We start from the raw sequence: 12273 nt of genomic DNA, 5'->3' as shown, positions 1-12273 counted from the left end.
AAATTTGGAGTGTGTGCCATGAATTTGGCTGATCGTGATGGTTTTATTTGGCAAGATGGACAAATGGTTGACTGGCGTGAGGCGAAAATCCACGTCCTAACTCATACATTACACTACAGTATGGGTGTCTTTGAGGGTGTCCGTGCTTATGAAACACCAAATGGTACCGCGATTTTCCGTCTCCAAGATCATACAAAACGTTTGCTTAACTCTGCAAAAATTTATCAAATGAATGTTCCATTTGATCAGGCAGCACTTGAGCAGGCTCAAATTGATGTAGTACGTGAAAATAAATTAGCTTCATGCTATTTGCGTCCAATTATCTTTATCGGTTCGGAAAAACTCGGTATTGCTGCAACAAATAATACCATTCATGCGACTGTAGCTGCATGGGGCTGGGGTGCTTACCTTGGTGAAGAAGCAATGGCGAAAGGTATTCGCGTGAAAACTTCATCATTTACCCATCACCATCCAAACGTGACCATGTGTAAAGCAAAAGCGTCTGGTAACTATACTTTGTCTATTCTTGCACATCAGGAAGTGGCACATTCAGGTTATGATGAAGCGATGTTGATGGATCCGCAAGGTTATGTATGTCAGGGTTCTGGCGAAAACGTATTCTTGGTAAAAGATGGTGCATTGCATACGCCTGATATCGCTGGCGGTGCTTTAGATGGTATTACCCGTCAAACCATCATTACCATTGCTAAAGACTTGGGCATTGAAGTGGTTGAACGTCGTATTACACGTGACGAATTCTATATCGGTGACGAAGCATTCTTCACTGGTACTGCGGCTGAAGTAACGCCAATCCGTGAATATGATGACCGTATCATTGGTGAAGGCTGTCGTGGTCCAATTACGACAAAAATCCAAAAAGCATTCTTTGATGCAGTTCAGGGTAAAGATCCTAAATATGCACACTGGTTAACTTACGTAAAATAAGTTGATCGGTTAAGATGAGGAGGCGGAACGAAAGTTTCGCCTTTTTTGTATTTAATAGATATTCTGCAGGTGTTTAATGACATTTGAGTCGGCTATGCGTAGATTTAAACTGCGCATGAAAAAAAGAATGTACAAACTGGATAAAAAACGCTGGTTTTCGAAAAATCAGTCAGATTTACAATATTTTGAAGACAAATTGCTATATTCCATGCCGGAAACTTTGCAGCAGGTAGCACAAGGTAAATCACTAGCGCGTTTTGGTGATGGTGAAATCACCCTAATGGATGGTGATGATATTGATTTCCAGAAAAGTGATCCTACACTCGCAATGGAACTGGAAGATATCTTAAAAAACCAAGATGAAAAATTGTTGGTATGTTTGCCGACCATGTTGACAGCTTGCGACGACGATGAAGTCAATTGGTGGCTAAAATTTTGGTATGTACGCTGGAAAGACTTAAAACAAAAACTGAGCCTTGAGCATATGTATGGACATTCTATGGTGACACGTCCAGATTTTTTCATCATGTATCCAGAGCAAGCGGTGCAAGCGTGGAAATCAATCTGGCAGAACCGTAAAGTTGTTTTAATTACAGGTGAGGGGTCTAAGCTAAATTTAGAACACATGCTGTTTGATAATGTTTCAGCGCGTCAAATAATTTATTCGAAAGCGACGAATGCTTATGCTGATGTAGATAGGATTATTGCGGAAGTGCGAAATACTGCTGAGCAAAACAGTTTGATTTTGATTGCTTTAGGCCCTACTGGTACGGTTTTAGCCAAACGTTTTTCCGATATTGGCTATCAGGCATTGGATATTGGTCACATCACTAGTTCATATGACGCGGTTTTTCAGCAGAAAGCTGTTTGATTAGCAGTCAATTTAGTCCGTACTTGTGAGGATTTGTCCCTATGCATATTGTCTACGTCAGTGATGGAAAAGCGGGACACCGTTCGCAAGCAGTCGGTTTATATAAGGCCATGCAGCGCATAAGCAATATCGAAGTGAATTTTCAGGAAATCTCCATTCAGAAATTGCCAATTTTCACGCTGTTAAAAGGTATGTTGAGTCATCAATTGGCATTGTTTGAAAAAAAGCCAGATTATATTTTGGGGGTAGGTAGTCATACCCAATCACGTGTTCTGCTGCTGGGAAAAGTATATCCTCAGGCGAAAACTGTCATTTTAATGAAACCTAATTTTCCATTTGCCTGGTTTGATTACGCCATCATCCCTGAACATGATGGTGTGCCTGAATCCAGGCATGTCATCACCACTAAAGGTGCTTTAAACCCGATTGTCGATGAACAGCGCCATCAAGCCAATCGTATTTTGATTGCTTTAGGTGGTTCTTCCAAACGTCATCAGTGGAATGAAGAAAAGGTGCTGGAGGTGATTCAGAATATTGTGCAGCACAATCCACAAGCTGAAATTATTTTAACCACTTCACGCCGTACCCCGAAAGAATTTCTTGAACATTTATTTGCACAGCCTTATGCAAAGCAGTTACAGATTTTTCCAGTTGAAGATACGCCACAAGGCTGGATTTTTGAGGAAATGCAAAAGGCCGAAGCGGTTTGGGTCACTGAAGATAGTGTCTCCATGATTTTTGAGGCTTTAACAGCGGGTTGTAAGGTGGGGATTATGGCGATAGACCGTTTGAAATCTGATAGAATTACCACTTTGTTAGATCAGCTTTTATCGACAGCATTGTCAGATCAACAACATCACAATTTATTGAATTTAAAACTGAATGAAGCAATGCGAGTTGCTGATATATTATTGAAAACATAGAGTTGTTTTTTCATGAAAATTTTACATATCGCGAATTTTGGCTTTAATAAACAAGGCGCGCATTTTTACTGTACAGACCGCAAAATTTCAGCGGGTTTAATTGAAAATGGTCATTTTGTTTATGATTTCAGTTTTCGTGATATGGCGCGTATGGGCACGGTATTCAAAACCAAAAAACTTGGTGCGAACTGGGCCAATAAAGAAATTCTAAAAATTGTGGATAATATTGAGCCGGATCTGGTTTTGGTGGGGCATAGTGACTTGATGAGTCCAAATGTGCTCAAGGAAATCAAGCAGCGTTATCCCCAAACGAAAATTGCCTTTTGGTATGTGGACCCACTGTATCTGGAACAGAAACTCGGTTTTGTGCGTGAATTTTCACCCTATCTGGATGCCATTTTCTGCACCACGGGTGGTGAATATCTGAAAAAACTCAAGCAGCCGCATTTAAAAGTGGCTTATATGCCCAATGTCGGGCATCGTAATGTTGAGCAATTAAAACAGTTTGAATCAAGCAAGATTGATAAGGAATTTATTTTCTGTGGCGTAGTGTATAAAGAGCCAGAACGTGAAAAATTCCTTAAAGATTTGGCGGATACCTTAAAGAATAATCACATTCAATATCAGTATTATGGCTGTTTTGAACAACCGGGCGTATATGGTAAAGGCTATTATAAAGTGTTGTCTGAATCGCGTATGGGACTGAATTATTCACGTAAAAATGATGTCACATTATATAGCTCCGACCGGATTGTGCAGCTCACAGGCAACGGCTTGTTAACATTTAGCCCACGAATTCCAGGCTTCGATAAACTTTATACTGATCAAGAAATCGTTTACTTTGATGACCAGTTTGATTTGGCTGAAAAAATTAAATTTTATGCAGAACATCCTGCTGAGGCAAAACGTATAGCAGAAGCGGGTTGGCAAAAAACGCGCAACAGTTTTAATGCTAAACGAATTAGCCAGTTTATGCTTGAAGTGACGTTTGATCAGCCTTTATCTGAAGCTTATGAATGGTCACATGAGGTATATGCATAATGTGGTTACTGTATGTGGTATTAGGTCTAGTCGTCTTTGCGGCAGTATTATATCTATTGGGAAATTATACGTTTTGGCTGCCATTTCGTAGCGCCAATTTGCCAAGAATAGTCATGCTGCACCAAGTCACGCCACATGCAGAAGCTTCAGGCATGAATATGCCACCGGCCAAGTTTGAGCAACTGCTACAGTATTTGAGCAAAAAGCAGTCTACATTCTGTTTTGTTTCGGAACTGGACCAGTTTCAAGGGCAAAAAAATATCGTGGCATTATCCTTTGATGATGGCTTTTTAGATAATTATCAATATGCCTATCCTTTGCTGAAAAAATACCAGGCCAAGGCGACTATTTTCCTGGCCACACAAATCGAAGGCATTGAAAAACTCAGTCCTGAACAGATTCGAGAAATGTCTGATTCGGGCATTATCGAGTTTGGTGCGCATACACAGCATCATGTCAATTTGCTGAAACTGTCTGACGAACAGGCTTTTGCAGAAATGCAGGCCTCCAAACAGGATGTAGAAAAGTTGGTGGGGTGCTGTCCAAGTTTTGCTTATCCCTTTGGCCGTTTTAATGAAAAGCATCAGCAAATGGCCAAAGAAATCGGCTTTAAAAATGCAGTGTCTACACGCAAAAAAGTCGAAGCTTATACAGCGGAAAATCAATTTAATATTCCTCGTGTCAGCACACACGGGGCAATGAATACCTTACAAATGCGTATTGCCTTAGCCAAAGGACGTTATAAATTATGAGTATTCCATGTAGTGTTTATATCGTCACTTTAAATTGCGGCGCATGGCTTGAAGATACATTAAATAGTGTACGTGATTTTTCTGAAGTGATTATTCTGGATTCTGGCAGTACAGATGATACCTATACCATTGCTCAGTCATTTCCTAATACGCGTATTTCGCACCAGGATTGGCAGGGTTATGCCGGACAAAAAAGTCTGGCTCTGGCGCAGTGTAAAAATGATTGGGTGCTGAATCTGGATGGTGATGAAGTTTTGTCAGCCGAGTTGAAAAATGAAATTGACCAGACCATTCAAGCCAATCAGATTGATGCCTTAATCACGCCAATTAATGATGTATTCTTGGGTGTGCCGAACAGCAAACACACAAAAAAACATGCCAAAGTACGCTTTTTTCGTAAAAGCAAAGGGCATTATGACTTGGAAAATAAGGTCCATGAAAATGTGATTGTCGATGGTCAAAGTGTTCGTGCACAAGGTGATATTTATCATTACGGCGAATCAAGCATCTTCGTTAAAGTAGAAAAAAATAACCAGTATTCCAATTTGAAAGCTGCCGAGAAATTTCAAAAAGGCAAAAAGCCAAGCTTGCTAAAATTGAGTTTGGTCATGCCTGTCACTTTCTTGAAATCCTATTTTATCCGCCGTAGTTGTTTGAATGGCTGGCGTGGTTTTGTGAACAGCATGATTAATGCATTTTATGCTTTTTTAAAAGAAGCCAAGCTGTTTGAACAGTATCAAAATGCGTCCAAGAATAAACAGGACAAGACATGAAGATTGTTCAGGTTCTGGCAACCAGTGGTGGTATCGGTGGCCTGGAACAGCATACGTTTAACTTGGTCAATGAAATGTCATTGCAGCATGAGGTGCATATGATTGCGCATCCGTGTTATGCAGAAAAGTTTAATCAGCATGTGCATTTTCATGCTGTAGATTTTGCCCGTAGTCGCTGGAATGTCTTTTTATTGTGGCAATTGAAATCACTCATTCAACAGATCCAGCCCGATATCGTGCATGCGCAGGCCGGAAAGGCAGCGGAGCTGATTTCCCGGATTCGAACATTTTTAGCAAATATCAAAGTGGTGACGACTGTTCACGGTACAAAAAAGAATAAATCTGCTTATCTGGTGGGAGATGCAGTCATTGCCGTGAGTCAGGCATTAACACAAGGGATTCCTGAGTCGAAAGCCCATGTGGTTTATAATGGGGTATATGCGCAGCCCAGCCTGACAAATGCACAAAAGCAGGTTTTGAAAGCAGACATTGATAAGAATTTTCCTGCCTTAGATGCGGGTAAAAAAAATGTGATGTGTATTGGCCGTTTAGAGCCAGTCAAAAATATTGCATTATTGATTCAGGCCATGCAGGGGGTAGATGCCAACTTGTATATTGTCGGTGATGGTTCGTTACGCCAGGTACTTGAACAGCAAGTTGCTGAATTGAATATGCAAAATCAGGTCGCATTTTTAGGCTTTCGAACCGATGCACGCGATCTGGTGCAGTTGGCTGATGTAGTGGTGCTTTCATCAGATCGGGAAGGTTTTCCCTTGGTGATGGTAGAAGCCTTGCAGGCGGATAAAGTCATGGCTGCAACGAAGATTAATGGTGTGATTGAATGGCTGCCTGAAGCCTATTTAGCTGAAATTGGCGATGTACAGGGATTACGGCAGGCCATTCAAAATGCGTTGAATGCCAATGCCCAGCAGGATTTTCTGCCCTTATTTGCTCAAGCCAAAGCGGAATTGACAGTTGCTGCAATGACACAGCAAACACTCAATATTTATGAGCATTTGCTGAAAGCTTAACTACTGTTTAGCAGATAAACGAATGGCATCAAGTACCACAAAGTTATTTTCGGCATTAATGGTGTGACAGCCATCGTCTTCACTCTTCCAGTCTGGCAATATCACTTCTAAAAGCTGCTCTTGATAAACTGTCGGGCTCAGCTGAATAATTTCTTTCAGCTCAATATTGCCACCATAGCGTTTGAGAGAATCCTGACTCGGTCGAACCAGTTTGCCATTGTAAATAAAAGGTTTGCCTGCCATACGGAACTGCTGCTGGCCTTTGCACACCGGGTTTTGTGGATGTTCTTGCCAGTTTGGGTTGAGAATATCTTCAGTAAAGAACAGGTCCAAACGGTCACCAAACTTTTTACAGTTTCTGCGTGTCGAGCTAAACAGGTACCATATGCCTTCATGGTAAAAAGGTGTGCTATCGACTGCTTCAATACCTTCTAGAATATTGGAATGCTTTTCCCATTTTAAAGGGAACTCGATACATTTCCACAGTTCTATGGTCTTGTTGGCACAGGTTTCAGGAATCATATACCAGTCATTTTTAATTTTAAATACACATGGGTAAGACAGGTGATAATCCAATTTTAAAATGGTCCGGGGTTGGGTGTGTGAACCATCTTTAAATACTTCTAAAACTGAAAGAAAACCAACGGGATGGGTATCATCCACTTCTTCAAAGAAAATAAAATGACGATCATTTTCCTCTACATAAAAACAGTCTGCAAAGGTGAATTTTCCAGGCGAATGGATTTCAAATAAATCATGTAACTGATCTTGGCTTTTTAATGGTTGATCAAGCCAGCCAAAGCGCATGTACCAATGAGAATTAAACTTTTTGAGCTGTTGGTTTTGTTGAAATTTGTACCACTTCTTTAAAATTGTACGCATCATATAAGTAAGGAAACATATAAGGCTATCTATCCAATTCTACATTAGATATTATGCGATGAGGGTAAAAGCGGTACATTTTATGAAAACTTACATCATTAGTATTGAAGAAGATAATTCTCCTCGCTTAAATAAATTATTTAGCCAGCCTTTTTTTAAAGATGGGCAGACTAAATTCTGCAAAGTAGGTATCAAGGGGGGGGATTTATCTGCTAAACAATATTTTGAATTGGGCGTAAAAGGCCGGTCTAAACCATTATCACCTAGCATGGTGGGATGTACTTTGTCTCATTTAGAAGCGTTAAAAGCCTTTTTAGCTACGGATGATGAATATGCTCTTGTCATTGAAGATGATGCAATTTTTCCTGAAGATCTAACGATTGAAAAATTATCAGCGCAATTAACTCGGCTTAAGTTGCCTAAAAATACCTTGTTTAGTATAGGGGGCATTCGTATGAAAGAATGCCGAAAAGTTCGTGGTACGATTTTAGATCAAGAGTTTTTATCGCAAAAAATTTTAAAAGTATCACCAGATTTTTATCAGAGAATTTGTTATGCCGTTGCCTATATTGTCGATCGAGAAATTGCGCAAACCTTGATTGATTATCACCGTCCTTTGCGTGCTGCAGATGATTGGCGATGTTTAACTGATTTCAATCAAACAGCATCAATTTTAATGACAGCAATTGTTGATCATCCAGTCATTCTTGCAGGTGAGCAAGATAATCAGTTGAGTTCGATTGAAAATGAAAGGGTGGGTAGCTCGGATGTGCCAGTAAGCTATTTTGGTACACCTTTAAGGTATAATATTGCGAAATTTTTCTATAAAAAATATCCTAAGTAAAATTTGTAAATAAATGAAAAAGTATTTAATTAGTATTGAGAGTGTTGATAGCAAGCGTTTAAACAATCTTTTTGAACAAAGTATTTTTAAAAGCTATAAAGATGAATTTATAAAAGTAGGAGTACGCGGAATTGATTTACCGATATTAGAATATTACAAGATGGGCGTTGCAAGGCAAATAGAACCTTTAAGTCCTGGCGAGCTTGGATGCACTTTATCACATGTCAAATCCTTGAAAGATTTTATAAAATCGAACGAGAAATACGCATTAATAATTGAAGATGACATAATTCAAATAAATCATTTTGATTTGAATTCTTTGGAAGAACAGATAGAAAATCTCAATCTATCCGAATGCTTCTTATTCAGTCTTTGTGGTATTCAATTGAAAATAAACAATCAAGTTAGGGGTACTAAATTAGAAAAATTAATATTTGGAAAACATATTTTGAAATTGCACCCTTATTATATCTCAAAATTTTCATATGCTTGTGCTTATGTTATTGATAAGTCAATGGCAAAGTTATTAGTTGATTATCATGAAATTCCCCGTATCTATGATCACTGGGGAGAGTTAAGATATTTAAGTAAAAATTATAATTTTTATGCAACGCATTTATTTGAGCACCCTGAAATAACTGAAAATTATTTGTATCAAAGCTCTTTAGAGTCTGAAAGATTATTTAAGGGGTTCAAACCAAAAGTTAAAAAGAATAAATTAAATAAATTTCTTGATTCATTAATGAAATTTATATTAAAAAAAATTAATTCTACATATTATTAAGTGATTGATAATAAATTAAATTTTATGTTTTATAGAGTAAAAGTAGTCACAAAAAAACTGATCAAAATTTGAAATTGATCGGTTTTTTTAAATTTAATCTAGGTTCAGTTTCCTTCTTCTTGATTTCCTTTCAAAACCATATAGATCAAGCCGACAAAAATAAGTAAGGCCCCGCCTAAACTACTTACACAAAAATATAGAATGCGTTCATTGGTGTCCATGTTAAGTAAGCCATTTGCTAGGATATAGCGCATAAATAGCCACTGCACAACAGAAAATACAATTAACATAATGCCACGATTACGAACGGCAGGACGCATAGCCATAGCTTGCTTAACTCAATAATAGAAAAACAGGACTATTATGCCATTAGCAATCAGCAATCTCAATTTATTCCATATTAGTGTTTTGTTTGCCTAACTTAAGATGTGAAAGGAAATATGATATTTAAACTCTATAGGGATTAACATTTCCATAACAATTTCTAAAGCGTTTATAAGACCAAATATACTGCTCTGGCATTTTTGTAATCATGAGCTCCATCTCTTGATTTAAGCATTCAACACTTTTCTGCAGCTCTTTTGATAAAATTTCCGTCGATAGAGGAATACATTGAATGTCGAAACTTGAAGTATCGGGATTTCTTGTACAGCTTAAGCCAACTACATTACACTGAGTTTTATGTGCTAATTTAGAAACAATGGTAGCGGATAGGGTATTTTGCTGAAAAAAATGAGCATAAATACCTCCCGAAGATTTAGGTAGATGATCGGGAAGAATTACCGTAAGACCACCTTGCTTTAAGTATTTGAAAATAGAACGTACACCAGTTTCATCGGCTGGAACCAATATTGCATTAGTCTTTTGACGTGATTCTAAAATATAGCGATTTATGCCTTTTATCTTATTTGGCTTATACATAATCATTGGTTGAGTATGTGTACAAAGCCAAGCATTTAATAGCTCCCAACTACCAAAATGTGGCACGACTACAATAACGCCTTTTTGATTGGTCAAAGCTTCTGTTAAGTAGTTTGCACCATGAATTTTATTTAAGAGTTTTAAACTGTATTGAGGCGACATGCCCCAACATTTAATACATTCTACATAACTTAAGCACTGGCTGCGAATGCTGTCATGGATCAGATTTGATCTTTGTACTATTGTCAGCTCTGGATAAGCAAGCTTTAAATTAATACAGGTTATGCGTTTAAAGGATGAATTACTTATGTACAGTAGCCATGCTAAAAAGAAGGCAAAATTCTGTAATATACGTAAAGGCAACAGGGCTAAAAGTTTTAAAATAAAGTACATAATTTTTTTGGACAGACTTTTGAAATATTAGGTGGATTGAAATTTTGACAACAGTCTAAAAATCTAAAATAGAGCTAATCAAAAAGAAGAAAGTATTAAGAACAAAAGAGGATGAACTAAATCAATGTAATATTGCGCATGGATTTAATTGCTAAGCAAGATATCACAGAGAGTTTATGGATTGAAGCACTATCAAAAATTATTAAAATTTCAGTCATTTTCTATTCTATCTTTGTAATAATAAAAAAACCCTGCCTAAGCAGGGTTTTTGTCACTGAATTAATAAAACATCAAACTTCTTGTTTAGTTTCAGCTTTAGGTTTTTCACGTAAGCGAATACCCAAATCACGTAATTGGTTGCCTTCAACTGGAGCAGGTGCTTGAGTCAATGGACATTCAGCAGTTTTTGTTTTCGGGAATGCAATCACATCACGGATTGAAGATGAACCAGTCATCAACATCACTAAACGGTCAAGACCGAAGGCCAAACCACCATGTGGAGGTGCACCGAATTTTAATGCATTTAACAAGAAGCTGAATTTCTCTTCCGCTTCTTCTTCAGAAATACCAAGCGCTTCAAAGATTGCTTTTTGCATTTCTAGGTTGAAGATACGAAGTGAACCACCACCGATTTCAGTACCGTTCAATACCATATCGTAAGCAACTGAAAGTGCTGCACCTGGGTTATTCTTCACTTCTTCAACGCTTGATTTAGGTAGTGTGAATGGGTGGTGAACAGAAGTCCATTTGCCATCATCAGTTTCTTCAAACATTGGGAAGTCAACAACCCAAAGTGGAGCCCACTCACAAGTAGCCATGTTCATATCATGACCAACTTTAATACGTAAAGCACCCATTGCATCATTTACAACTTTTGCTTTGTCCGCACCGAAGAATACGATGTCGCCATTTTCAGCACCAACACGTTTCAATAGATCAAGCACGATTGGCTCGATGAATTTAACGATTGGAGATTGAAGACCTTCAATACCTTTTTCAAGTTCGTTAACTTTGATGTAAGCCAAACCTTTCGCACCGTAGATACCCACGAATTTAGTATATTCGTCGATTTGGCTACGTGGAAGAGCGCCAGCACCTGGTACGCGAAGTGCAACGATACGGCCTTTAGGATCTTTAGCAGGACCTGCGAATACTTTGAATTCAACGTCTTGCATCATGTCTGCAACGTCAACAAGTTTCAAAGGAATACGCATATCTGGTTTGTCAGATGCATAGTCACGCATTGCATCTGCATAAGTCATACGAGGGAATTTGTCGAATTCAACGTTTAGAAGTTCTTTGAACATCTTAACGGTTAAACGTTCCATTAAATCCATGATGTCATCGTCACTCATGAACGATGTTTCAACGTCGATTTGTGTAAATTCAGGCTGACGGTCAGCACGTAAGTCTTCATCACGGAAACATTTAGCAATTTGGTAGTAACGATCAATACCACCAACCATCAACAACTGTTTGAACAGCTGTGGAGATTGTGGAAGCGCATAGAAGCTACCATTTGATACACGACTTGGTACTAAATAGTCACGTGCACCTTCTGGAGTCGCACGAGTTAAAATCGGTGTTTCAACATCTAAGAAACCATTTTCTTCGAAGTAGTTACGAATCAGGTTGGTTAACTTAGAGCGGAAACGAAGACGCTCTAGCATTTCTGGACGACGGATGTCCAAGAAGCGGTATTTCAAACGAACTTCTTCAGAAATATTGGTGTTTTCGTCATTCAATGGGAATGGCGGAGTTTCAGAAGCAGCAAGAACTTCGATTTCTTTACCAAGAACTTCGATTTGACCGCTAGTAATATTCGCGTTTTCAGTACCTGCATAACGACGACGTACACGGCCTGTAATTTTTAATACGAATTCTGAACGTGATTTGTCCGCAGTTGCGAATGCTTCAGGCGTATCTGGGTCAATAACCACTTGAACAAGACCGTCACGGTCACGCATGTCTAGGAAGATAACACCACCGTGGTCACGGCGACGGTGAACCCAACCGCATAATGTTACGGTTTGGTCAATTTGGGCTTCAGTTAATGAGCCGCAGTAATGAGTTCGCATCATAGCGTAAAAAATCCAACTATATGGGTTAAGGT

Annotated in this window: 13 protein-coding genes; 9 read left to right on the top strand and 4 right to left on the bottom strand. The window is 38.6% G+C overall.

Annotated features, from left to right (window positions below):
* Positions 1 to 18: 18 nt before the first annotated feature.
* The 7 genes from ACE01R_RS07595 to ACE01R_RS07565 all read left to right on the top strand — a co-directional run bounded on the left by ACE01R_RS07595 (position 19) and on the right by ACE01R_RS07565 (position 6336).
* Positions 19 to 945: a branched-chain amino acid transaminase gene (locus ACE01R_RS07595; RefSeq protein WP_395550103.1), complete on the top strand. Its 927-nt coding sequence runs from the start codon at positions 19 to 21 to the stop codon at positions 943 to 945.
* 94 nt (positions 946 to 1039) lie between these two features.
* Entirely contained in the window at positions 1040 to 1816 is a 777-nt protein-coding gene (locus tag ACE01R_RS07590; protein ID WP_395550102.1) for a GT-D fold domain-containing glycosyltransferase, read from the top strand.
* Between the two features lie 41 nt (positions 1817 to 1857).
* A complete protein-coding gene (locus ACE01R_RS07585; RefSeq protein ID WP_395550101.1) occupies positions 1858 to 2739 on the top strand; it encodes a mitochondrial fission ELM1 family protein in 882 nt (293 codons plus the stop codon).
* A 12-nt stretch (positions 2740 to 2751) separates the two neighbouring features.
* A complete protein-coding gene (locus ACE01R_RS07580) occupies positions 2752 to 3780 on the top strand; it encodes a glycosyltransferase (RefSeq protein ID WP_395550100.1) in 1029 nt (342 codons plus the stop codon).
* Positions 3777 to 4532: a polysaccharide deacetylase family protein gene (locus ACE01R_RS07575; RefSeq protein ID WP_395550301.1), complete on the top strand. Its 756-nt coding sequence runs from the start codon at positions 3777 to 3779 to the stop codon at positions 4530 to 4532. The genes ACE01R_RS07580 and ACE01R_RS07575 overlap by 4 nt, the downstream gene beginning before the upstream one ends.
* Positions 4526 to 5305 carry a glycosyltransferase family 2 protein gene (locus ACE01R_RS07570; protein WP_395550300.1) on the top strand — a complete coding sequence of 260 codons (780 nt, stop codon included), beginning with the start codon at positions 4526 to 4528 and terminating at the stop codon, positions 5303 to 5305. The genes ACE01R_RS07575 and ACE01R_RS07570 overlap by 7 nt, the downstream gene beginning before the upstream one ends.
* A complete protein-coding gene (locus ACE01R_RS07565; protein ID WP_395550099.1) occupies positions 5302 to 6336 on the top strand; it encodes a glycosyltransferase in 1035 nt (344 codons plus the stop codon). The genes ACE01R_RS07570 and ACE01R_RS07565 overlap by 4 nt, the downstream gene beginning before the upstream one ends.
* Here ACE01R_RS07565 and ACE01R_RS07560 read toward each other — a convergent pair whose 3' ends face one another.
* Entirely contained in the window at positions 6337 to 7221 is an 885-nt protein-coding gene (locus ACE01R_RS07560; RefSeq protein WP_395550098.1) for a hypothetical protein, read from the bottom strand.
* A gap of 79 nt (positions 7222 to 7300) precedes the next feature.
* Here ACE01R_RS07560 and ACE01R_RS07555 point away from each other — a divergent pair, with 79 nt between their 5' ends.
* Both ACE01R_RS07555 and ACE01R_RS07550 read left to right on the top strand, forming a co-directional pair.
* Positions 7301 to 8062 (top strand): glycosyltransferase family 25 protein, encoded by a 762-nt coding sequence (locus ACE01R_RS07555; protein WP_395550096.1) that lies wholly within the window; start codon positions 7301 to 7303, stop codon positions 8060 to 8062.
* Between the two features lie 13 nt (positions 8063 to 8075).
* The gene (locus tag ACE01R_RS07550; protein ID WP_395550094.1) at positions 8076 to 8846 is read left to right on the top strand and encodes a glycosyltransferase family 25 protein; all 771 of its coding nucleotides are present in this window, start codon (positions 8076 to 8078) and stop codon (positions 8844 to 8846) included.
* A 104-nt stretch (positions 8847 to 8950) separates the two neighbouring features.
* Here ACE01R_RS07550 and ACE01R_RS07545 read toward each other — a convergent pair whose 3' ends face one another.
* The 3 genes from ACE01R_RS07545 to aspS all read right to left on the bottom strand — a co-directional run bounded on the left by ACE01R_RS07545 (position 8951) and on the right by aspS (position 12241).
* Positions 8951 to 9172 carry a hypothetical protein gene (locus ACE01R_RS07545; protein ID WP_395550091.1) on the bottom strand — a complete coding sequence of 74 codons (222 nt, stop codon included), beginning with the start codon at positions 9170 to 9172 and terminating at the stop codon, positions 8951 to 8953.
* A gap of 121 nt (positions 9173 to 9293) precedes the next feature.
* Positions 9294 to 10160, bottom strand: a complete 867-nt coding sequence (locus ACE01R_RS07540) for a lysophospholipid acyltransferase family protein (RefSeq protein WP_395550084.1) — start codon at positions 10158 to 10160, stop codon at positions 9294 to 9296.
* Positions 10161 to 10450: 290 nt separating this feature from the next.
* Positions 10451 to 12241 (bottom strand): aspartate--tRNA ligase, encoded by a 1791-nt coding sequence (gene aspS / locus ACE01R_RS07535; RefSeq protein WP_395550076.1) that lies wholly within the window; start codon positions 12239 to 12241, stop codon positions 10451 to 10453.
* Between the last annotated feature and the right edge of the window lie 32 nt (positions 12242 to 12273).

It is taken from the genome of Acinetobacter sp. BSP-28 (genome assembly GCF_044130285.1).
Lineage (GTDB): Bacteria > Pseudomonadota > Gammaproteobacteria > Pseudomonadales > Moraxellaceae > Acinetobacter.
This window is presented reverse-complemented; position numbering and strand designations above follow the sequence as displayed.

Coding starts and splice junctions, on each gene's coding strand:
- ACE01R_RS07595 (WP_395550103.1), top strand. CDS start 19: ATGAATTTGGCTGATCGTGATGGTTTTATTTGGCAAGATGGACAAATG.
- ACE01R_RS07585 (WP_395550101.1), top strand. CDS start 1,858: ATGCATATTGTCTACGTCAGTGATGGAAAAGCGGGACACCGTTCGCAA.
- aspS (WP_395550076.1), bottom strand. CDS start 12,241: ATGATGCGAACTCATTACTGCGGCTCATTAACTGAAGCCCAAATTGAC.
- ACE01R_RS07560 (WP_395550098.1), bottom strand. CDS start 7,221: ATGATGCGTACAATTTTAAAGAAGTGGTACAAATTTCAACAAAACCAA.
- ACE01R_RS07545 (WP_395550091.1), bottom strand. CDS start 9,172: ATGGCTATGCGTCCTGCCGTTCGTAATCGTGGCATTATGTTAATTGTA.
- ACE01R_RS07555 (WP_395550096.1), top strand. CDS start 7,301: ATGAAAACTTACATCATTAGTATTGAAGAAGATAATTCTCCTCGCTTA.
- ACE01R_RS07590 (WP_395550102.1), top strand. CDS start 1,040: ATGCGTAGATTTAAACTGCGCATGAAAAAAAGAATGTACAAACTGGAT.
- ACE01R_RS07550 (WP_395550094.1), top strand. CDS start 8,076: ATGAAAAAGTATTTAATTAGTATTGAGAGTGTTGATAGCAAGCGTTTA.
- ACE01R_RS07580 (WP_395550100.1), top strand. CDS start 2,752: ATGAAAATTTTACATATCGCGAATTTTGGCTTTAATAAACAAGGCGCG.
- ACE01R_RS07565 (WP_395550099.1), top strand. CDS start 5,302: ATGAAGATTGTTCAGGTTCTGGCAACCAGTGGTGGTATCGGTGGCCTG.
- ACE01R_RS07540 (WP_395550084.1), bottom strand. CDS start 10,160: ATGTACTTTATTTTAAAACTTTTAGCCCTGTTGCCTTTACGTATATTA.